The 20,132-nt window shown below is 62.1% G+C and carries 18 protein-coding genes; 10 read left to right on the top strand and 8 right to left on the bottom strand.

The window, feature by feature from the left end; translation table 11 throughout:
* Positions 1 to 12 precede the first annotated feature (12 nt).
* Positions 13 to 1,824 carry a long-chain fatty acid--CoA ligase gene (locus GVL04_RS19820; protein WP_159707717.1) on the bottom strand — a complete coding sequence of 604 codons (1,812 nt, stop codon included), beginning with the start codon at positions 1,822 to 1,824 and terminating at the stop codon, positions 13 to 15.
* A gap of 186 nt (positions 1,825 to 2,010) precedes the next feature.
* Between GVL04_RS19820 and GVL04_RS19815 the strand changes: the two genes are divergently transcribed.
* Complete coding sequence (locus GVL04_RS19815) at positions 2,011 to 3,069, top strand: ROK family protein (protein WP_159707715.1); 1,059 nt, start codon at positions 2,011 to 2,013, stop codon at positions 3,067 to 3,069.
* Between the two features lie 29 nt (positions 3,070 to 3,098).
* Here GVL04_RS19815 and GVL04_RS19810 read toward each other — a convergent pair whose 3' ends face one another.
* The 3 genes from GVL04_RS19810 to GVL04_RS19800 are packed head-to-tail and all read right to left on the bottom strand — an operon-like array spanning position 3,099 to position 5,228.
* Positions 3,099 to 3,653: a hypothetical protein gene (locus GVL04_RS19810; RefSeq protein WP_159707713.1), complete on the bottom strand. Its 555-nt coding sequence runs from the start codon at positions 3,651 to 3,653 to the stop codon at positions 3,099 to 3,101.
* Positions 3,640 to 4,443, bottom strand: a complete 804-nt coding sequence (locus GVL04_RS19805; protein ID WP_159707711.1) for a carboxylesterase — start codon at positions 4,441 to 4,443, stop codon at positions 3,640 to 3,642. The genes GVL04_RS19810 and GVL04_RS19805 overlap by 14 nt, the downstream gene beginning before the upstream one ends.
* Positions 4,440 to 5,228 (bottom strand): carboxylesterase, encoded by a 789-nt coding sequence (locus GVL04_RS19800; RefSeq protein WP_159707709.1) that lies wholly within the window; start codon positions 5,226 to 5,228, stop codon positions 4,440 to 4,442. The genes GVL04_RS19805 and GVL04_RS19800 overlap by 4 nt, the downstream gene beginning before the upstream one ends.
* A gap of 109 nt (positions 5,229 to 5,337) precedes the next feature.
* Between GVL04_RS19800 and GVL04_RS19795 the strand changes: the two genes are divergently transcribed.
* Together GVL04_RS19795 and GVL04_RS19790 are read left to right on the top strand one after the other, a co-directional pair.
* Positions 5,338 to 6,129 carry a 1-acyl-sn-glycerol-3-phosphate acyltransferase gene (locus GVL04_RS19795; RefSeq protein ID WP_159707782.1) on the top strand — a complete coding sequence of 264 codons (792 nt, stop codon included), beginning with the start codon at positions 5,338 to 5,340 and terminating at the stop codon, positions 6,127 to 6,129.
* A 66-nt stretch (positions 6,130 to 6,195) separates the two neighbouring features.
* Positions 6,196 to 7,599, top strand: a complete 1,404-nt coding sequence (locus GVL04_RS19790) for a class II 3-deoxy-7-phosphoheptulonate synthase (protein WP_159707707.1) — start codon at positions 6,196 to 6,198, stop codon at positions 7,597 to 7,599.
* A 61-nt stretch (positions 7,600 to 7,660) separates the two neighbouring features.
* Here the strand turns inward: GVL04_RS19790 and pknB are convergent, their stop codons facing one another.
* Together pknB and GVL04_RS19780 are read right to left on the bottom strand one after the other, a co-directional pair.
* The gene (pknB, locus tag GVL04_RS19785; protein ID WP_159707705.1) at positions 7,661 to 9,727 is read right to left on the bottom strand and encodes a Stk1 family PASTA domain-containing Ser/Thr kinase; all 2,067 of its coding nucleotides are present in this window, start codon (positions 9,725 to 9,727) and stop codon (positions 7,661 to 7,663) included.
* Between the two features lie 74 nt (positions 9,728 to 9,801).
* Positions 9,802 to 11,142, bottom strand: a complete 1,341-nt coding sequence (locus GVL04_RS19780) for a LysM peptidoglycan-binding domain-containing protein (protein ID WP_159707703.1) — start codon at positions 11,140 to 11,142, stop codon at positions 9,802 to 9,804.
* A gap of 259 nt (positions 11,143 to 11,401) precedes the next feature.
* Between GVL04_RS19780 and GVL04_RS19775 the strand changes: the two genes are divergently transcribed.
* Positions 11,402 to 11,755 (top strand): Rv2175c family DNA-binding protein, encoded by a 354-nt coding sequence (locus GVL04_RS19775; RefSeq protein ID WP_017200830.1) that lies wholly within the window; start codon positions 11,402 to 11,404, stop codon positions 11,753 to 11,755.
* Positions 11,756 to 11,878: 123 nt separating this feature from the next.
* Here GVL04_RS19775 and GVL04_RS19770 read toward each other — a convergent pair whose 3' ends face one another.
* Both GVL04_RS19770 and GVL04_RS19765 read right to left on the bottom strand, forming a co-directional pair.
* The gene (locus GVL04_RS19770; RefSeq protein ID WP_159707701.1) at positions 11,879 to 12,973 is read right to left on the bottom strand and encodes a polyprenyl synthetase family protein; all 1,095 of its coding nucleotides are present in this window, start codon (positions 12,971 to 12,973) and stop codon (positions 11,879 to 11,881) included.
* Positions 12,970 to 13,536 (bottom strand): hypothetical protein, encoded by a 567-nt coding sequence (locus tag GVL04_RS19765; RefSeq protein ID WP_159707699.1) that lies wholly within the window; start codon positions 13,534 to 13,536, stop codon positions 12,970 to 12,972. Before GVL04_RS19765 ends, GVL04_RS19770 begins: the two co-directional genes overlap by 4 nt.
* Before the next feature lie 72 nt (positions 13,537 to 13,608).
* On the opposite strand from GVL04_RS19765, the gene dinB reads away from it, so the two are divergent.
* The 6 genes from dinB to GVL04_RS19735 all read left to right on the top strand — a co-directional run bounded on the left by dinB (position 13,609) and on the right by GVL04_RS19735 (position 20,037).
* Positions 13,609 to 14,871 (top strand): DNA polymerase IV, encoded by a 1,263-nt coding sequence (dinB, locus tag GVL04_RS19760; protein WP_159707697.1) that lies wholly within the window; start codon positions 13,609 to 13,611, stop codon positions 14,869 to 14,871.
* A 238-nt stretch (positions 14,872 to 15,109) separates the two neighbouring features.
* The gene (locus tag GVL04_RS19755; protein WP_159707695.1) at positions 15,110 to 15,487 is read left to right on the top strand and encodes a DUF3040 domain-containing protein; all 378 of its coding nucleotides are present in this window, start codon (positions 15,110 to 15,112) and stop codon (positions 15,485 to 15,487) included.
* 451 nt (positions 15,488 to 15,938) lie between these two features.
* Positions 15,939 to 16,370 carry a division/cell wall cluster transcriptional repressor MraZ gene (gene mraZ, locus GVL04_RS19750; RefSeq protein ID WP_159707693.1) on the top strand — a complete coding sequence of 144 codons (432 nt, stop codon included), beginning with the start codon at positions 15,939 to 15,941 and terminating at the stop codon, positions 16,368 to 16,370.
* A 167-nt stretch (positions 16,371 to 16,537) separates the two neighbouring features.
* On the top strand, positions 16,538 to 17,536 hold the full coding sequence (rsmH, locus tag GVL04_RS19745) for a 16S rRNA (cytosine(1402)-N(4))-methyltransferase RsmH (protein ID WP_200846909.1): 999 nt from the start codon (positions 16,538 to 16,540) through the stop codon (positions 17,534 to 17,536).
* Complete coding sequence (locus GVL04_RS19740; protein ID WP_159707689.1) at positions 17,533 to 18,198, top strand: hypothetical protein; 666 nt, start codon at positions 17,533 to 17,535, stop codon at positions 18,196 to 18,198. Before rsmH ends, GVL04_RS19740 begins: the two co-directional genes overlap by 4 nt.
* 42 nt (positions 18,199 to 18,240) lie before the next feature.
* Complete coding sequence (locus tag GVL04_RS19735; protein WP_159707687.1) at positions 18,241 to 20,037, top strand: penicillin-binding protein 2; 1,797 nt, start codon at positions 18,241 to 18,243, stop codon at positions 20,035 to 20,037.
* Positions 20,038 to 20,132: the final 95 nt, after the last annotated feature.

Below are 20,132 nucleotides of genomic sequence, written 5' to 3'. Positions count from 1 at the left end.
GGCTGTGATCCTCTAGGAGGCGCGGGGTGCCGAGTACATTTCCTCGATCACGGTGTCGAAGTCCTTCATGACCTGTGCACGCTTGACCTTCAGGGAAGGAGTGAGATGGCCGGAGGCCTCGGTGAAGTCCGCGGGGACAATCCGGAAGGATTTGATGGCTTCAGCCTGGGACACGGACTGGTTGGCCTTGCTGATGAGCTCTTGTACCGCAGCCTTCACCACAGCGTGGTCCGCAGCTTCGGCCAGCGTGGTGCCTGAAGTCAGTCCGTGGCGTTCCAGCCAGCCCGGGAGGGCTTCTTCGTCCAAGGTGACCAGCGCGCCGATGAACGGGCGGTTGTCTCCAACCACCAGTACCTGGGAAACCAAGGCGTCGGCGCGGATCTGGTCCTCCAGCAAAGCGGGGACCACGTTTTTTCCGCCGGCGGTGACGATGATTTCCTTCTTGCGGCCAGTGATTTTCAGGAAGCCGTTGCTGTCCAACTCGCCGATATCGCCCGTGCGGAACCAGCCGTCGGCGAAGGTCTCTTCAGTGAGGTCTTCCCGCTTGTAGTATCCGCGCATGACGCAAACACCCTTGGCGAGGATCTCGCCGTCGTCGGCAATCTTGACGGAGTTTCCCGGCAAGGGGGCGCCCACGGTGCCAATGCGGATCATGGACGGGGTATTGACGGAGATGGGTGCTGTGGTTTCGGTCAAACCGTAACCCTCCAGGATTTGGAGGCCGATGCCCTGGAAGAAGTGGCCGAGGCGCTCACCCAAGGGGCCGCCGCCTGAGACGGCGTGGGCCACATGGCCGCCCATGGCAGCGCGGAGCTTGCCGTAGACCAGTTTGTCGAACACAGCGTGCTTGATTTTCAGGCCCAGGCCCAGGGAACCGGACTCGCGGGCCTTGGAATAGGCGATCGCCGTGTCCACCGCGCGGTGGAAGATGGCACCCTTGCCTCCGTCTTCGGCCTTGGTCAGCGCTGAGTTGTATACCTTCTCGAAGACGCGGGGTACGGCAAGAATGAACGTTGGCTGGAAGCTTTGCAGGTCGGCCAACAGATTCTTGATGTCCGGGGTGTGCGCGACTTTGACCCCGCCTGCGACGGCCAGCACGGAGATGAAGCGTGCGAAGACGTGAGCCAGGGGGAGGAACATGATGGTCTTGGCGGACTCATTGATGATCTCGGGAAGGGACGCGCGTGCATTCTCGGACAACTCCACGAAGTTTCCATGGGTCAGTTCGCAGCCCTTGGGCCGGCCAGTGGTACCGGATGTATAGATAATCGTGGCGAGATCGGCGAGGCCGGCCGCGGAACGGCGTGACTCGAGTTCGTCGTCGGGTACTCCTGCACCGGCTGCCCGCAGGGCATCCAGCCCGGCTCCTTCAAGCTGCCAGACGTTTGCCACGGAACTGATGTCCTCGGCGGCGACGGCCTGGCGGATGACGTCCTCATGATGCGCTGCTTCGCCGAATGCTGCGACGGCACCTGAATCACCAAGATTCCAGGCCACCTGGGAGGGCGAGGACGTCTCGTAGATCGGGACGGAGACTGCCCCGGCAAACCAGATGGCAAAGTCCACCAAGGACCATTCGTAGCGGGTCCGGGACATAATGCCCACTCTGTCGCCTTGGCCCACGCCGCTGGCGATCAAGCCCTTTGCCAGGGCCCTGACATCAGCGAGGAAGTCCTTTGCCCGGATGTCCTGCCATTGCCCGTTGCCGTCCAATTTTGAGAATAATGCCGGGTTCGATGCTTTTTCTGCCTCTCGGATCACGAGGTCCGTGATGTTGGTTTCCGGGGCGATGTTCACGAGGGGAGGAACACTGATTTCACGCACGGTAGCTCCTTTGATATCCACGGGCCACGAGGGGCTGCTTTCACTCTAGTATGCCCGCTCGCGGAGGTGTGTCCTATTTCACCTACTGGCGAGTAACTTTACGGATGCGCCGTCATTTCAAGCAACTCGGGGCCACGGGGACCCTTGCATGCGGGGCCTCTGTGCACGGCGGAATAAGATGATGGGATGCCCGCACTACGGTCCTCATTTCGTGCCAGACCCAAGCCACAGCCCACGGCATGGAAGGACGTGCCGTGGGCTGCCCGCCGCAGCCATCTGGGCCGTCGGGGCCTGGCCATCGGCATCGACATCGGCGGCACCAAGGTGGCCGCCGGCGTGGTGGATGCCGAGGGCAGGGTCCTCGCTGAGGCCCGCAGGTCCACTCCCGGTGCTGACCCCCGTGCTGTGGAACAGACCATCGTGGAACTGGTGGACGAGCTCAGCGCCGAACACCGTGTGGCTTCCGTAGGGATCGGCGCCGCAGGATGGATGGACCTCGACGGCGGCACCGTGCTGTTCAGCCCGCATCTCGCCTGGCGCAACGAACCCCTGCGGGCGAGCCTCCAAAAGCTGCTGAGGCGTCCGGTTCTCTTGACGAACGACGCCGACGCCGCGGCCTGGGCAGAGTGGCGCTTCGGTGCCGGCCACGGTGAGAGCCGCCTGGTGTGCGTCACCCTGGGCACCGGCATTGGCGGTGCCATGGTGATGGATGGCCGGGTGGAACGCGGACGCTACGGGGTGGCCGGCGAGTTCGGGCACCAGATTATATTTCCCGGTGGGCACCGTTGTGAATGCGGAAACCGTGGGTGCTGGGAACAGTACGCCTCCGGCAACGCCCTGGGGCGTGAGGCCCGCCAACTCGTTCGGACAAACTCTCCTGAGGGCCGCGCCCTGCTGGCAAAGGCCGGCGGGACCGCAGACAACCTCACCGGGGCTGCTGTGACAGCGCTGGCCCTTGAAGGCGATGCCACATCGCGGGAACTCCTGGCGGACCAAGGCGAATGGTTGGGGTTGGGATTGGCCAATCTCGCCGCGGCCCTGGACCCGGGGATGTTCGTGATCGGCGGGGGACTGTGCGATGCAGGGGAGTTGTTGGCTGGACCGGCCCGGGAGTCGTTCGCGAAAAACCTTACAGGCAGAGGGTTCAGGCCGATGGCACGGCTGGAACTCGCCGCCCTTGGCCCGAGTGCCGGCATGATTGGTGCTGCTGACCTTTCACGAGTCAGCGGCCGTGCGCACAGCTAGGTTGTTGCCACTGAGATGGGCGTCGGCACTTAGATGCGGGCGCCGTCGTCGTCCTCATTCTTTTCCTGCGGAAGCCGCATGATGAGGAACACCACGGACGCCACGAAGGCGGCAACAATTCCGAGTATCGCAGCGAGGGGCGCTGACCGCCAGAACATCGCCGTGAAGAGCAACGCAACGGGTCCTCCGACTGCGCCAACCCAGGCCAGCATGGTCAGTGGTTCGGTACCGGCAAGGCTTGGGGGTTCCTCGGGAACGAATGCGTCGTCGTCCTCGACCTCGAAGTCACGTGGTCCCAGAGGGCGTCCCGCGGCTTCAGCAGTGGCAGGAACTGCTGCCGCTTCAGGCGCCGCTTCGGCGGGTGGCATGGACAATCCCAGGGGATCAAAATCCCGGAAGGTCTTGCTGGATTCACGCGGGGCCGGCCCGGCCTCGCCGGGCGTTGGCTCCGTTTGATCGGACGACGGCGGTTCCTCCGCCGTGGAGGACTGCGTAGCTTCCAGCCGGGCCACGAGGTCCAGCCACACGGCGTCGTCGTCCTTATTGGCGCTTTGATCGGCAGAATTGGGATCAGGCCTGTTCATGGGCTGTGTCCTTTTCGGAGGAAGGCCCGTGTCCGGCCAGGGCTGCAACGGTCTTTTGGATGAATTCCACGGTGCCCGCGAAGATCTCCGGGGCGTCGTTGTCGAGCGTGGCCACATGATAGCTGTTGCGCAGGTAGCTGATGTCCACGGGTGCACTCACCCGGGAACGCAGGAACTCCAGGCTCGCATTCGAGATGACATTGTCCACTGTGGACTTATACACGCGGACGGGCGAGCTGATGCGCGGAAGGATCGCCGCAGTGTCCTTGTACATCTTTTTCAGTTCGTGTGCTGCCGCTACAGGTGTGCGGGCGTAGGCGCCCTCATCCTGGTCCGGCTTGAGGATGTCGTTGGCAATCGCCGGAGTTGTTTTGACCACATACTTGAGCGCTGCGACGATGACGGCGCGCGGATCATCAAGGACCAGCCCTGGGTTGACGACGATAGTGCCGGCCACAGGACGCGTAGCTGCGATCCGCAACGCCAGCGTGCCTCCCATGGACAGGCCCGTGGTGAAGACGTAGTCGCACTCGGCGGCCAGCTCAAGGTAGGCGTCATCCACTGCTCTGTGCCATTCCCGCCACGAACGGGTGGCCATGTCCTGCCAGGTGGTACCGTGGCCTGGCAGCAAGGGCAGCCTGACTGCATATCCAGCCGCTGCCAGGTGCTCGGCCCACGGCCTGACGCTGTGGGGGCTTCCCGTAAACCCGTGGGACATGACGACGCCAATGCGCGGTCCGATTCCGTTCCAGCTGCTGTGGAACGGTGAGAAATCCGGAAGCATGTTCATGATGACTCTGAGGCTACTCTGTCGCTGGCGTGCTGACGGAAAAACTCTGCTGATTGTTCAAAAATGGTGGGGGCGTCAACATCAAGCGTGGCAACGTGGCCGCTGTGGGGAAGCGTGACGACTTTCAAACGGGACGATGCGATGTGCCTGCTGATGGTTGCCACGGAGCTTGGCGGTATGACACCGTCCACTGACGACTTGAACACCAAAGCCGGAGCCTCCACCCGGGGCAATCCACGGGTCGCCGAGCGGAAGAGCTTCTTCAGTTCATGCACCGATTTCAGGGGCGTCTTGGAATAGTCGCCGGTCTCAGCGGTGGCCGGGGCTGGTGTGTCCTCCACTATGGGTGTGGTGGTGCGCATGACGTACTTGAGGGCGCCCACATACTTCACCCTTCGGTCATAGAAACTAAGGCCCGGGTTGACCAGAACCAGCCCGGGAACATCGTGCAGTGAGGCTACCCGAAGGGCCAGCGCACCTCCCATGGACAGTCCTGCGACAAAACAGCTCTCAGTCCGGGCGGCCAGGTCCAGGTAGCTCCGCTCGAAGGTCCTGTACCAGTCCTGCCAACGCGTCGTTGCAAGATCCTGCCAACTGGTGCCGTGGCCGGGGAGGAGAGGTACGGAAACAGCAAATCCCTGGGCGGCCAAGTACTCGGCCCAAGGGAGCATACTCAGCGGGCTGCCAGTGAACCCATGGCAGATCGCCACGCCCGTGGAGGCATTGGGTCCATGCCCGGGATGGTGGAATGCGAGCGGCGCAGCAGGTGAAGGGCGTTCCGTCATGTGTCCCATCGTGTCACTCTTCCGGACATTTCTCACTGGAGTAGGGTTGCTGTTGAATGCCGGCCGGGTTGCCGGACGCACGTCAGCCGTCGGCCGTGAGAGGACAAGCGTGTTCTATTGGGTCATGAAGAGGATCTTTCTGGGTCCCATCCTCAAACTCCTGTTCCGGCCCTGGGTCAAGGGTTTGGACAACGTTCCTGAAAGTGGCGCTGCAATCCTGGCGTCCAACCACTTGTCCTTTTCGGACTCCATCTTCCTACCCCTCATGGTGCACCGGCCGGTGATCTTCCTGGCCAAGTCCGAGTACTTCACTGGAAAGGGACTCAAGGGGCGGCTGACAGCACTGTTCTTCAGGCTGAGCAACCAACTCCCCATGGACCGTTCCGGAGGGGCCGCGTCGGAGATGTCACTGCAGGCAGGCAAGGACGTCCTGACTGCCGGGGGCCTGCTGGGAATCTATCCGGAAGGTACCCGCAGTCCGGATGCCAGGCTCTACCGCGGCAAAGTGGGAGTCGCCAGGCTGGCCCTGCAAACACGTGTGCCCGTAGTGCCCGTGGCCATGATCGGGACCGAGAAGGTCCAGCCCATCGGCAAACGGCTGCCGAGCATCCGTCGGGTCGGCATCATTTTCGGACAACCACTGGACTTCAGCCGCTACTACGGCATGGAGGATGACCGACTGATCCAGCGGGCCGTGACGGATGAAATCATGTATGAACTGATGCGCCTCTCCGGCCAGGAATATGTCGATGAATACGCCGCCGTGGTCAAGGCCCAACTGGCCGGTAAAGGCCCGGAACCTGTCCACAAACTCGAAGTCGCCGAGGACGCCACCGAAGACATCGCGGACGACAGGGATGAGCCCAGGAGCGACGGCGACGAATCACCACGGAAACTGTGACGCCAACGGCAGCATCAGTTACGCTGCCAGTCCCGTAACCCTGCCTGAGGCTACTACTCTTGAAGGGTGACTGAGCTAACCGCGAACACCGCATCCTCCGTAGCAGATCCCCTCGCCAGCACCGCCCAGAGCGGGGCAGCGAACTATCCCGGGCTCGATGCCTGGCGGGACCTGCCGATTTCCCAGCAGCCCACGTGGTCGGACGCCGACGTCTTCAAGGCTTCCGTCAAGGAGCTTTCCGTGGTGCCGCCCCTGGTTTTCGCCGGGGAAGTGGACGTTCTTCGTGAGCGGCTTGCTGCTGCGGCCCAAGGTAAAGCCTTCCTGCTGCAGGGTGGCGACTGCGCCGAAACCTTTGAGGCCGCCACCGCGGACAAGATCAGCGCCCGCGTGAAGACCATCCTGCAGATGGCAGTGGTGCTTACCTACGGTGCGGCTATGCCGGTCATCAAGATGGGGCGCATGGCCGGACAGTTCGCCAAGCCCCGATCGTCCAATGATGAGACCCGCGACGGCGTGACGCTTCCCGCTTACCGCGGCGACATCGTCAATGGTTACGACTTCACTCCCGAGTCCCGCGCGCATGACGCCGGCCGGATGCTGCAGGCTTACCACACGTCCGCTTCCACGCTGAACCTTATCCGGGCCTTCACCCAGGGCGGCTTTGCCGATCTTCGCCTCGTTCACCAGTGGAACAAGGGCTTCACGGAGAACCCGGCGCACGCGCGCTACGAATCGCTGGCACGCGACATTGACCGTGCCATCAGTTTCATGGAGTCATGCGGCGCCGACTTCGAGGCCCTCAAGCGGGTTGAATTCTTCGCCAGCCACGAGGCACTGCTGCTCGACTACGAACGCGCCCTCACACGCATCGATTCACGCACCGGGCTGCCTTACGACACTTCCTCGCATTTCCTGTGGATCGGCGAGCGGACCCGTGAACTGGACCACGCTCACGTGGACTTCCTGTCCCGCGTGCGGAACCCGATCGGCGTCAAGCTCGGGCCCACAACCAGCGGCGATGACGCCCTGCGACTGATCGACAAACTGGATCCCAACCGGGAACCGGGCCGGCTGACGTTCATCACCCGCATGGGTGCCAAGAACATCCGCGAAAAGTTGCCGGCCGTCGTCGAGCGCGTCACGGCCTCGGGCGCACAGGTGCTGTGGGTGACTGATCCCATGCACGGGAACACCGTCACGTCGCCGAACGGCTACAAGACCCGGAACTTCGACGACGTCATTGATGAGGTCCGTGGCTTCTTCGAGGTCCACCACTCGCTGGGTACCGTCCCTGGCGGCCTCCACGTCGAGATGACCGGTGACGACGTCGCTGAGTGCCTCGGCGGCGCCGATCCGATCGACCAGGACGCCTTCCTGGACCGCTACGAGTCAGTGTGCGATCCCCGCCTGAACCACATGCAGTCCCTTGAAATGGCGTTCCTGGTGGCCGGAGCCCTCTCCAAGCGCTAGAGACACAACAAAGGCGCGGTCCGGATTCCCGGGCCGCGCCTTCGTCGTTGCTTGTGAAGTGCTAAACGACCGTCAGCGTCACTACAGATCCCTCAGGCACGTCCTTGTCCACCGGATTCTGGTCCCGGACCGTACCGAAGAAACCTCCCAGGATCTCGTTTACTTTTACTTCGAACCCCAGCGCTTCCAGTTGCTGCCTTGCCTCCTTGGCTTGCTTGCCAATGAAGCTGGGAACCTTGACCATCTTGGGTCCCTTGGAGACGGTCAGGGTCACGGACTCGCCCTTGATGAGCGTGCCGTTGGGCGGGGCCTGGGAGACGATGGCGCCCTTGGGGACTGTCTTATCGTTGACGGTCTCCGGAGCGATCACGGCTTTCAGCCCAACGTCCTGGAGGGCTTTGGCGGCAGCGTCCTGGGACATGCCACGGACGTCGGGAACAGGGATTGGCTGCGGACCCTTTGAAACCGCCAAGGCTACAGGCGTGCCGTGCCGCACCTCGGTGCCCTTGGCAGGGTCCTGGGAAATCACGACGCCGGCGGGTACCTTTTCGTCGAAAGCCTCCGTAACGTTGCCAAGCGCCATTTCTGCGGCATTAAGGGCCGTTTTGGCCTCAGCCAGGGTGCCACCGGTCAGCCCGGGCAGCGCGAAAAGCTGGGCCCCCTTGGAGACGAAGACAGTGATGGGCTGGAACTTTCGTACTTCGGCGCCGGACGCCGGTTCGGTTCCGACGGCGAGTCCGGCCAGGATGTCGTCGTCGAAGACGTCGCGGGGCTCCGACTGGAATCCGGCAGTGCGGAGGAGTTGTTGAGCCTCCGCAACCGTCTTGTTCTTGACGTCGGGTACGGTACCTGGCGATCCGGGCCCCATGCCGAAGAACCAACCCGCGGAGGCCGCGAGCATTGCCAGGACTATGATCACGATGGTCCAGATTACGCCACGGCGGCGGGGATTGCCCTCCCTGAGCGGGCGAACCGGAGTCGCTGCAGCGCGTGCACGGTCTTTGGTCTGTTGCCGTTCGAGGCGCTTCAGTTCCCGTTTACCGGGCTGCCGCTGGTCCTGATCGGCATCCGGACCCGTCGTAGCTGTCTTCGACTGCTGAAGGGCTGCAGAACCGGCCGCCATGATGGTGGTGGGGTTGCTTTGGTGGGAGATGAACTCGGTGGGCGACACCGTCGTTGACAGCGCCTCTGTGGCGTTGCCTGCCGTGCTGGCCATGGGTGTGGTTGGGGACATGACCGCGGGAGAGACCGGCGCAGGGCCTTGACGGTGGTCCAGCTGCTCGTCCGTCAGGGTGGTGCGGATGTGTCGGAGTTCGGCCAGCAAGGCAGTTCCGTCCACTGGCCTGTTCTCGGCGTCTGCTGCCGTGCACCACTGGACCAATTCATCCAGGTCTTCGGCCAGTCCGGGCGCTTCGTCCGAGGGGCGTCCGACCGCTGCATTGACGTGCTGGTATGCCACCTGGATGGGGGAGTCGCCGGCGTAGGGCTGCTTGCCCGTCAACATTTCGTAAAGCATGATGCCGGCCGAGTAGATATCGCTGCGGGCATCTGCAGGTTGGCCCAGCACCAGCTCCGGCGCAAGGTAAGCCACAGTTCCAATCAAGGCCCCGGTGCTGGTGTTGGCCGAGACAGCCCTGGCCAAGCCGAAGTCGCCTACTTTGATGCGGCCGTCGTCAGCAATGAGGACATTCTCCGGCTTGATGTCGCGGTGGATCAACCCGGAGCCATGCGCTGCAGCAAGGCCTTCGATGACAGGATCTATGAGTGCCAATGCCAGCCGGGGCGGCAGGGCACCTTGTTCGGTGAGGGTGTCGCGCAACGTGTGGCCCTTGACGTACTCCATGACCAGGTAGGCGATGTGGCCGTCTTCGCCTTGGTCCAGAACCCCGACAATATGCGGGTGGGACAGGCTTGCGGCGGCTTTGGCTTCGCGGCTCAGGCGTTCCAGGAACGTGGGATCGTTTGCCAGGTGCGGGTGCAGGACTTTGAGGGCCACGTCGCGCTCCAGGCGCTGGTCCGTGGCCAGATAAACAGTGGACATTCCACCCCTCGCGAGGCGGGAGCGGACCAGGTAGCGCCCGTCCACAATGGTCCCAATGAGGTGGTCCTGCGTTGGTTCTTGCACCATACGATCCTAAACGAGGCAGGGAAGGGGCCCGAATCCAGATCGGATCCGAGCCCCCTCCGAGGTGCTGTCGAGACCTAGCCGAAGGTGCGCTGGCGGGCCTTGATCGATTCGACGTAACGCTTGGTGTCGTCGTACATGCCGTACTTGCTCACGGAGTACTGTCCCTGGTAGTAACCGGCAATCGCGGTGTCCAGGTCCTTGCTCGTGGCAATGAGGGCGCGGATGATTGCCACACCCGCGGTGGCGTTGTCGTAAGGGTCCAGAAGGTTGAGCTTGCGGCCCACCAGGTCCGAGGCCCACTGGCCGGACGACGGGATGACTTGCATGGTGCCGATGGCATTGGCGGGGGAAACGGCCCGCTGGTCAAAGCCGGATTCCTGTTCGGCGAATGCCAGAGCCAAGGACGGGCTGACCCCCATGCGCCGTGCGGTGTCGGCCACAATGCTTTTCATTTCAGCGCGGCTTGGCACCGGAGAAGCGTTGAGCAAGGCCTTGTTCTCGTTGGCGGAGCTGACAACTGCGGGCGGGTAGGTGAAGCCCAGGAACGTGCTGGGCACCAGAGGCTTGGTGTCGCCGGCAGGCTGCAGGCTGGCGCCGGGAATGGTCAGCTTCTGGCCCGGGTAGATGACGGTTGTTGCCGTGACATTGTTGGCTGTCATCAGCGCACTGAGGGAAACCCCGTGTCGCGAAGCGATGGAACTGAGGGTGTCACCGGCCTTGATGGTGTACGAGCCCGTGGCGGCCAACGGAGCGGGTGCGGGTGCTGGAGCCGGGGTAGCGGGGGTCGAGGGCGCGGATCCACCGCTGACCTTGATCTTCTGCCCCGGATAAATGATGGAGCTCCCGTTGAGGTTGTTCCAGCTGAAGATGCTGGACAGCGGCACGCCGTGCTTGGCTGCAATGGCGCCAAGGGTGTCGCCGGATACAACCGTGTAAACCATTGCGTTGCTGGGGGCGCTTGGGGCTGCCGGAGCGGACGGCTGCGTGGGTGTGGGTGTGGCCGTCGCTGTGCCTGTGAGTTTAATGCTCTGCCCCGGGTAGATCAGGGTGGTGGCAGAGAGCTTGTTCAGCTGGAGCACCGCATTGGTATCAAGGTTGAAGCGGCGGGCGATGGCGCTGATGGTATCGCCGCGGACAATCGTGTACGTGTCCGGAACCGAGGGGGCCATAGGGCGCAAGGCGGAGGGCAAGGTGGCAGCAACGGCCTGTGCGGGAATGACGGTTCCCGTCTTGACGGCCTGGGCTTTCATGGCCGCAGCGAGCGTGGCGGGGACTTTGCGGGGTTGCGGTGCCGGTGAAGCCATGGACGGCTGAGCCAGGGCAAGCGAGGACAAAACCACGGCGGGAAGCGCAGCCGTGGTTGCCGCGATGACCGGCATGCTCATGGTTCGTTTCGGCGAGCGGGGCGTCGTCATGAAAAGTGTCCTCATCTCAACAGCGGGGTTGATTGTTCGCGCTGTTGTCAGTGTTGCCAATGTTACTGATGTTATCAATGGTGCAAGTGTGATCAGTGTGAATCTCTCACACTTAATGAATCGGCACAACAATTCCTGCCGTTCGGGATTCTTTGAATCAAATTGTTGGCAATGAAAACAGCGGCTTAACGACGGACTCCAAGGGCCGCCGTCGGACTCCGGCTAGGCGCCGGGTGGGGCGGCGTGGCAACCTTGATTCGTGAGTAATGTAGAAAGCCTTGTTTCCGACTGGCTCCCGCTGCCGGATGTCGCCGAGCTGCTGGAAGTTTCCATCACCAAAGTCCACGGACTTTTGGATGAGCGTGCGCTGGTAGCCATCAGGCGGGGAGAACGGAATATCCGCTCAATCCCCGCCCTGTTTATCCAGGATGGGCATGTTGTGGACAGCTTGAAGGGAACCATTGCGGTTCTCAGCGACGCTGGTTACAACGACGAAGAGTTGATCATCTGGCTTTTCACGCCCGACGAATCACTGCGGGGACGTCCCATTGATGCCCTGCGCGAGGGGCGGAAGACAGAGATCAGGCGCCGCGCCCAGTCTTTGGCCTGGTAGCAGCGCCTTCCTGCCGCAGATGTGTATCAAGAACTGAATTAAAACGATGACGACGGCGGTTCCCACCGCCGTCGTCTCCTTATGTCCTGCTCGCGCCGGTCCGGGCCGGCGGTATCACTTTCGTCAGGCTGCGCGGCTAACGGCGGCTTCGGCGAGCTGGCTCAGTGCCTTCAGCGGGACCTCCTCGAGCGGCAAGCGCTCCAAGGCCTCGAAGGCCTGGTTGCTCAGCGCCGCGATCAGGGATTCCGTGGCATCCAAGGCACCGCATTGCACAATGATGCGGCGGATTTCGGCCACCTCGGCTTCGCCGAGATCGGGATTGCCCAGCATTCGGTCCAGGTAATCTGCCTCGCTTGCAGTTGCCTGGTTGATGGCAAAGCCAACCAGAACCGTGCGTTTGCCTTCACGCAGATCATCGCCTGCCGGCTTGCCGGTGGTTTCGGGATCGCCGAAAACGCCAAGCACGTCGTCCCGCATTTGGAACGCCTCGCCGAGGGGCAACGAGAACTGCGAGTAACTCTCCAAAAGCCTGTCCGGCGCTCCAGCAAGAGCTCCACCCAAGGCCAGCGGATGCTCAGTGGAGTACTTCGCTGATTTGTACCTGATGATCGATTTTGCGCGGTCCACAGAGCCGGCACGGTCGCGAACGGGGCCCGCTACCTCTTCAAGGATGTCCAGGTATTGACCTGCCATGACCTCCGCCCTCATTACGTTGAAGATGCGGCGGGCAGGGCTTCCCGATGCAGCCCGTGGACCTATCTCGGTAAAGGACTCCTCGCTGAAGGACAAACAAAGGTCACCGGTCAGGATGGCCGCAGCGTCCCCGAACCTGCCACTGTCAAGAGCCCAGCCGTTCATCTCGTGGAGTTGGCCGAAGCGCTTGTGCACGCTGGGGCCACCTCGACGGGTATCGGAGCGGTCAATGATGTCGTCATGGATCAGCGCTGCTGCCTGAAAAAGTTCGAGCGCACACCCGGCAGTGACAATGTCGGGGTCCTCGGCGCGGCCGCCGGCGCCTCTCCAGCCCCAATAGCACATCAGCGCCCGGAGGCGTTTGCCGCCGGTGACCAGACTGGATATTGATCCGATGAGCGGCGCGACGTCCGGGGACACCGTTGCCATAAGGTCCTCTTGCTCCGACAGGAAGCCCCTCAATTTGCCGGCAACGCCGTCAATGAAGTGCGTCTGCTCGGCCGTCACCTGGGCGAAAGCCGTCACTTGATGGACCCGGACGCCACATTGGCGCCGATGGTGAAGGTCGAGACGCCTTCCTTCTGCCGAATGGACACGTTGACGGTCTCGCCGTCGCCCCGAATGAAGTCCAGGGAAGTGACGTTGCCTACAGCTTCCGGGCCGGGGACAAGTTTGAAGCCCTGCGCCTCCAACGAGGTCTTGTAGTAGTCCACAACACCCTCCGGCGGGGCTTTGATGGTCCCCACCAGCGCCACAGTTGCCAGGGACGCGCTCTTGTCGAAGCTGCTGGAGCGGACCGATGTCTTGGGCATGACCGGAATCAGCTGCTCAGGGAAGCCCGGAACCAGTGCGTTCACCGTGGACGTAGCCCCTGGCGCCGGCGTGGCCGACTCAGTCGATGCCGTTGATTCGGGCGAGGCCGTGGAGTTGGATGCGGCCGGGGTTGACGTTGCCGAGGCCGTGGAAGCATCCGTGGGTGAGGGAGCCTGCGAACTTCCGGGTGAGGGCGTGCAGGCCGAGGCTGCCACGGCGACACTTACTGCGAGCAGGGCAAACCCTCGCGATCGAGGAGTTCCAAAGAGCTTCACAGGGTATCCTTCCGGGGGCTGAGCCTGACTGTGCCTCCAGTTTAGTCAGTGGCCGGGCATAGTATTGCCGATGTGAGGCAGGAAGCATTCGGCAGCGCCCAAAGGGCCAGCCACGAGCCCGCCCGCAGTGCTGGAGACGCCCTGCGGGAACTGAGGCGAACCAGCATACTTCACGTAGACATGGATGCCTTCTTCGTCTCCGTTGAACTCCGCAGTCGTCCGGACCTTCGGGGAAAACCGGTGATAGTCGGCTTCCCGGCGGAACGGTCGGTGGTGCTTTCAGCTTCCTACGAGGCCCGGGCCACCGGCGTGAAGTCCGCCATGCCCATGTCCATTGCCATGAGGCGCTGCCCTGCAGCGGTGATCATCGAACCCCGGCACACGCTGTATTACCAGGTCTCCGCCCAACTGATGGAAGTCTTCGCCTCCATTACGGACCTGGTGGAGCCGCTCAGCGTGGACGAAGCCTTTTTGGATGTGGGTGGTGCGATTCGCCGGCTCGGCTCACCGCTGGACATTGGCCACCTCATCCGCCGTAGGGTCCAATCCGAACTTGGCATCACGGCATCAGTAGGAATCGCAAGCACCAAGTTTGTGGCAAAGATCGCATCCACCCGGTGCAAGCCAGATGGCATCCTGCAGATCGATGCCGAAGACTCCGTCCCCTATCTTCACAGTCTGCCTGTCAACGCACTATGGGGAGTCGGCGGGAAGACCGCGGAAGTTCTGGCGCGTCTTGGCATTCGAACCGTGGCGGATGTGGCGGCTACGCCCTTGGCTTCCTTGAAAAAAGTCCTCGGCGCCAGCGGAGAGCATGTCCATCGACTGTCCATGGGGGTCGATCCGCGTCCCGTGACTCCCACCAGGCTTGAAAAAAGCATCGGAGCGGAGGAGACATTCTCAGTCGACACCGGGGATGATGCCCTGCTGCACAGGGAGTTGCTGCGCTTATCGCACAGAACGGCCGGCCGCCTGCGCAGTTCGGGCATGCTGGCCAGGACGGTGGCGTTGAAATTGAGATACTCGGATTTTTCCACCGTCACGCGAAGCCGGACCGTCCATTCTCCGGTAGACAGTGCGCAGATGATCTACCAAGTGGCCGTGCAGTTACTGGAGTCTCTGGGCGCCCGGTCCATGAGCGTCCGCCTCGTGGGAGTGCGGGCGGAGCAACTGGAGCCTGCCGGCCAGACCTCCCTGCAGCTGAGCCTGGATCGCCGGGACGATAACTGGCGGGCCGCGGAGCAGGCATTGGACCGGGTTTCCGAACGCTTCGGGTCCAAAACGTTGCTTCCGGCCCGGCTTTTGGAACCGGGCAAGCCTCCAGCAGGCCCTTAAGGCATGTGAGGTTGGTCCCGCAAGGCTCTGGGCGTCTTTCAGAACGGCGTCCGACAAACTATCCTATTTATTACAGAGATTTAGATCGTCTGGACAAACTGTTTCCTGAACAGTCGGCCCTAAGATGCCCGCTGAACCAAGAGGGAATTTTGGGAACGATTTTCTTCGTCCGATCGTTTTGGTAACAGAGGCACAGGACGCGTTATGTCCAGACGCTGGCTGACTAAAGGAGGTCGTGATGCCCCTCTCGGAGCATGAACAGAAGCTGCTTGAGCAACTTGAAAAGCAACTTCATGAGGACGATCCGAAGTTCGCCAACACCATGGGTTCGGATCCCATCCGCAGTTGGTCCACCCGGCATGTGATAATCGGCGTCCTGGGCGCCATTGCCGGCATCCTCCTACTGCTTGTAGGGGTTTCGATGCAGGCGATACCCGTGGGTGTCCTCGGCTTCGTCGTCATGGGTGCTGGCGTCTACTTCGCCACGTTGCGTGGTGCAGCCTTTGGCAAGGCCAGCAAGGCCAGCAAGGGCAAGCCGGGAAAGGGCAAGCCCAAGAGTTCGTTTATGAGCAGCCTGGAAGAACGCTGGGACGAACGGCGGCGCGACGACTCCTGACCGGCACCGCTTCGCTGTCGGCTGGCGTCATTGCTTCAGACGCGCCCCTGATTCCCGGGAAGGGATAACGGAAGACCCGCATTGCGGGTCTTTTCGCGTTTAAGCGGGACGCGAGGCATTCGTGAGAGCCCTCCGCTACGGCCCTTTCCTCCACGCCCCTCCCTTTTCTCCACTTTGCACCACCTGGATCCGATTTCCGGCCCGGATCGGCTGTCGGCAGCCGGACTTCCTGCTGCAAGCCTGTGCGAACGGTAGCTGATGCCGTTTGCCCTCCACTTCCGGCCATGGCCCCTAAACCCGCGCCAATTCGGGACTCGCAAATCTCAAAGTGGTGGAGAAACACCCTGTGTCGCGTTGACTGTGGGGCATTGTGGAGTAAAGTGGAGGGCATAAGAGGGTAGTGGCAGAGTTGGGCATGAACGGGCACCTTGACTGAGGGGCGGTGGGGCCAGTGTTTCTGGGCACTCACTCGCCGCGTCTCGATGAAAAGGGCCGGATCATTCTCCCCGCCAAGTTCCGTGAGGAACTGGCCGAAGGGTTGGTTCTCACAAGAGGCCAGGAACGCTGCATCTACGTCTTCAGCCAGAAAGAATTCGAACGCATTCACGAATCCATGCGGGAGGCACCACTGTCCTCCAAGCAGGCTCGAGACTACATTCGGGTTTTCCTGTCCGGAGCCTCTGACGAGGTGCCTGACAAGCAGGGGCGCGTGACGATTCCGTCGGCGCTCCGGGCGTATGCGGGACTCGACCGGGAACTGGCAGTTATTGGTGCCGGTACCAGGGCTGAGATCTGGGACGCCGAAGCTTGGAATGAATACCTCAACGAGAAGGAATCAGCCTTCTCGGAAACCGACGACGACAATCTGCCCGGGTTCATCTAACCGGTCGGAGGAAGCAGCAGTACCGCTTCTTGAATGGGATCTCCAGCCGCCCATCGAACAGTCTTCCTGGCTCAACTTCCCCTGAGCCAGGCCGGCGGGACGATAGGCGCGGATGGGGATCCGATTCAAGAAACAGCAGGCAAGCGATTGAAGAAAGAGGAGGCAGCGTGGAAGAGCAGGACGCGGCAAAGCCCACATCGGAGCGCCACGTACCCGTCCTCAAAGACCGCTGCATCAATCTGCTGGCTCCCGGATTTGAGGCTGCCGCGAAGCGTGGCCAGACACCTGTGGCCATCGACGCAACCCTTGGCATGGGAGGGCACTCCGAAGCGATGTTGCAGCGGTTTCCGGACTTGCACCTCGTCGGCATCGACCGTGATGAGGAAGCCCTTGCCTTGGCTGGTGCCCGGCTGGAGCCGTTTTCGAACCGGACGGACCTGGTTCATGCCGTCTACGACGAAATTGACGACGTACTGGCGGACCTTGGCATTCCCGAGGTCCATGGCATCCTGATGGATCTTGGCGTGTCGTCCCTTCAGTTGGACGAGCGCGAACGTGGGTTCGCGTACTCCTACGACGCCCCTCTGGATATGCGGATGGACACCAGCCGAGGCCAGACCGCCGCCGATGTGGTCAATAACTACAGTGAAGACGAACTGGTTCGCATCATCCGTAAATGGGGCGAAGAAAAGTTCGCTGGACGCATCGCCAACAGGATCGTCAACGCCCGGGCCGACAAACCGTTCGCTACCACAGGCGAACTTGTGGAGCAGATCCGCAGCGTGGTCCCTGCAGCAGCCGCGAAGAGCGGTGGGCATCCTGCCAAGCGCACCTTCCAGGCATTGCGGATTGAGGTCAATGAGGAACTCGACGTCCTGGAACGCGCAGTCCCTGCAGCCGTTGCCGCGACGGCCATGGGAGGCCGGATCGTGGTGATGTCCTATCACTCGTTGGAGGACAAGATCGTGAAGTCAGTCTTCCAGGCCGGCTCCAAATCCTCGGCCCCGCTCGGTTTCCCCGTGGAACTTGAAGAACATAAACCCGAACTGAAGACCATCACCAAAGGCACGGAAGTGCCTACGGCAGCAGAAATCGCTGAAAACCCCCGCGCGGCGTCCGCCCGATTGAGGGCCGTGGAGCGCATCAAACCAAGGAGAGACGCATGAGCAACGCCGTAGCGAAGACACTGCCCTCCATGGTGGGCAATACAGCCCGCGCGCTGCCCGCTCCCGCAGGCAAGCCCGACGCCGGCCGCAAGGCCCGCACCCCGCTTTCACTAGTGCGCAGCGCGCCGGGCAAACGACGGACGCCCTTTGTGGTGCTCTGCTTCGTGGCCATGGCCGCGGCGCTGCTGACGGTGCTCGTCTTGAACATCTCAGTTTCCACTGCCCAGTACCAGTTGGTGCAGCTCAAGGCCGAGGCAGCCACCTTGAACAAGGAAAACCAGGACCTGACACAGCGGAAGCAGAACTTCGAGGCTCCCCAGAATCTGGCAGCGAAGGCTGCAGAATTGGGAATGGTCCCTTCCACTGTCAAGGGACAGATCGATCTGAATACGATGACTGTCACCGGAAAGGCGACGCCTGCAGTTAAGGGAGACAATCCCGGGGCGCAGCTTGCCCCTCCTGCCGTGGCGGGCATGCTGGACGTCGTTCCGTCGGTGACTACCAAGGATCCGTTGGAAAACTTGAAGCCGGTGACTCCGGCGGCGCCGGCGGCAACACCGACGACTCCGGCAGCAACACCTGCTTCTCCGGCAGCAACACCGCCGGTTGAACTCAATGGGGGATCGGTCCCGGCCCCCCAGCAGAAGGCACCCGGACAGTAGTCCATCAGTCCACTGACGCAAGGCCAGCAGCAAGGAATCAACGTGGCTCAGAACCCCGGCACATCGAAAAAAACGAAGACGCCGGCGGCAAGAAAGCGGTTGCGGGTTGGTCTTGGCATCATGCTGACGCTGCTGCTGGTGGTGGGCGGCAAGCTCTTCATGGTCCAGGGCCTGGATATGGGCGGGATGGCCGAGGCGGCCTTGGCTAAACGCTTGACGCCCCAGGTTCTGCCTGCAGAACGCGGGCAGATTTTGGATGCCAACGGCACCGTCCTGGCCAGCAGCGTCATCCGCTACAACCTCGTGGTGGACCAGGTGTTGAACACGAATACATCGAGCTTTAAGCGCTATAACGAGAAGACCGAAGAGGTCGAGGAGGTCTCCCGGGACCAAGGGATCTCGGAACTCGCAACGCTGCTTGGGTCGGACAGTGAGAAGATCCGCGAGGCGCTGACCGGCGACAAGAAGTACTTCGTGGTTGCCAAGGACATCAAGCCTGAACTGGAAGACCGCATTTCCAAGTTGAATATCCCGGGCGTCGTTCCCGAAGGTGTCAGCAAGCGCGTCTACCCCAATGGCAGCGTTGCCGGCGGAGTGGTGGGCTTCCTCCAGGACGGAACCACCGGCCAGGCCGGCATCGAACAAACCCAGGATGAGATTCTCCGTGGCGTCGAAGGCAAGCGCGTCTTCGAGATTGGTGCCGACGGCCTGCGGATTCCGGTGGCCACTGACGAGCTGACTCCCGCCGTGGACGGCAGCGACGTCAAGCTGACCATCAATACGGACATCCAGTACTTCGCGCAGCAGGCCATCCAAAGCCAAGTGAACAAGATGAATGCCGAGTGGGGGTCCATCGTTGTTATGGACACCAAGACCGGCAACCTGATCGCTTTGGCGGACACCAACGCCCCGGACCCCAACGATCCCGGAAAGGTCGATGCCAAGGACCGTGGTGTGCGATCCGTAACGGCCGCGTATGAGCCGGGTTCAGTACAGAAGATGATTACCGCTGCGGCCGTCATTGAAGAAGGCAAGTCCTTCCCGTTGGATCACTTCACGATTCCCCCGTCGTACACCATCGACGGCCAGAATTTTACTGATGCCTTCGAACACGGCACGGAGGAACGCACGCTCGCCGGGATCCTGGGTTGGTCCATGAACACCGGCACGGTCATGGCCGGCAGCCGGCTGACCAAGGAGCAACGGTACGATTGGCTGAAGAAATTCGGCATCGGTGAACAGACCGACATTGGTCTGCCCGCAGAAGCCACCGGCATCCTGGCCAAGCCCGAGCAGTGGGACGACCGCCAGCAGTACACGGTTCTCTTTGGACAGGGCGTTTCCCAGTCGACCTTGCAGACGGTACGTGCATTCCAAAGCATCGCCAATAACGGTGTCATGCTTCAGCCCAGGCTCATCGACAGCTACATCACTCCCGAGGGTGGGGAACAGAAGGTTGCTGCCAAGGATTCCCGCCAAGTGGTGTCCAAGGACACTGCCCAGCAGGTCCGCGACATCCTGGAGAGCGCTGTGACCGAGGGGCAGATCAAGGACGCAGCAATCGACGGCTACCGTGTCGGCGCGAAGACAGGAACGTCGCAGGCGCCCCGTGAGGACGGGCTGCCAGGATTCGACGGCTACACGGCCTCCATGGTGGGCATGGCACCCATGGACGACCCCCGCTTCATCGTCGAGGTGGTGCTTCAACGACCCAAAGGAAACATCTACGGACTCACCAACGGGCCCGTGTTCCGTTCGGTCATGGCACAAGTGCTGCGGACCTACAACGTGGCGCCGTCCACGGGAACTCCCGCGCGGCTGCCCCAGTTCGTCAAGTAAGCTTCTTGGGCGTCTGTTTCGGCCAAAAATCGATCAACCACTAACGGCCCGGGCGCCGCTGGCCCCAAGCCGGTCGTTCCACGAGCACCAACGGA

This window comes from Arthrobacter sp. 18067 (assembly GCF_902706295.1).
Lineage (GTDB): Bacteria > Actinomycetota > Actinomycetes > Actinomycetales > Micrococcaceae > Arthrobacter.
Note: the sequence above shows the minus strand (reverse complement) of the source record. Positions and strands in the feature narration are given on the sequence as shown.

What these genes read in the sequence shown, in the direction of transcription:
- GVL04_RS19815 (WP_159707715.1), top strand. Translation starts at nt 2,011, where the DNA reads ATGCCCGCACTACGGTCCTCATTTCGTGCCAGACCCAAGCCACAGCCC.
- GVL04_RS19810 (WP_159707713.1), bottom strand. Translation starts at nt 3,653, where the DNA reads ATGAACAGGCCTGATCCCAATTCTGCCGATCAAAGCGCCAATAAGGAC.
- GVL04_RS19805 (WP_159707711.1), bottom strand. Translation starts at nt 4,443, where the DNA reads ATGAACATGCTTCCGGATTTCTCACCGTTCCACAGCAGCTGGAACGGA.
- GVL04_RS19800 (WP_159707709.1), bottom strand. Translation starts at nt 5,228, where the DNA reads ATGACGGAACGCCCTTCACCTGCTGCGCCGCTCGCATTCCACCATCCC.
- pknB (WP_159707705.1), bottom strand. Translation starts at nt 9,727, where the DNA reads ATGGTGCAAGAACCAACGCAGGACCACCTCATTGGGACCATTGTGGAC.
- GVL04_RS19780 (WP_159707703.1), bottom strand. Translation starts at nt 11,142, where the DNA reads ATGACGACGCCCCGCTCGCCGAAACGAACCATGAGCATGCCGGTCATC.
- GVL04_RS19755 (WP_159707695.1), top strand. Translation starts at nt 15,110, where the DNA reads ATGCCCCTCTCGGAGCATGAACAGAAGCTGCTTGAGCAACTTGAAAAG.
- GVL04_RS19740 (WP_159707689.1), top strand. Translation starts at nt 17,533, where the DNA reads ATGAGCAACGCCGTAGCGAAGACACTGCCCTCCATGGTGGGCAATACA.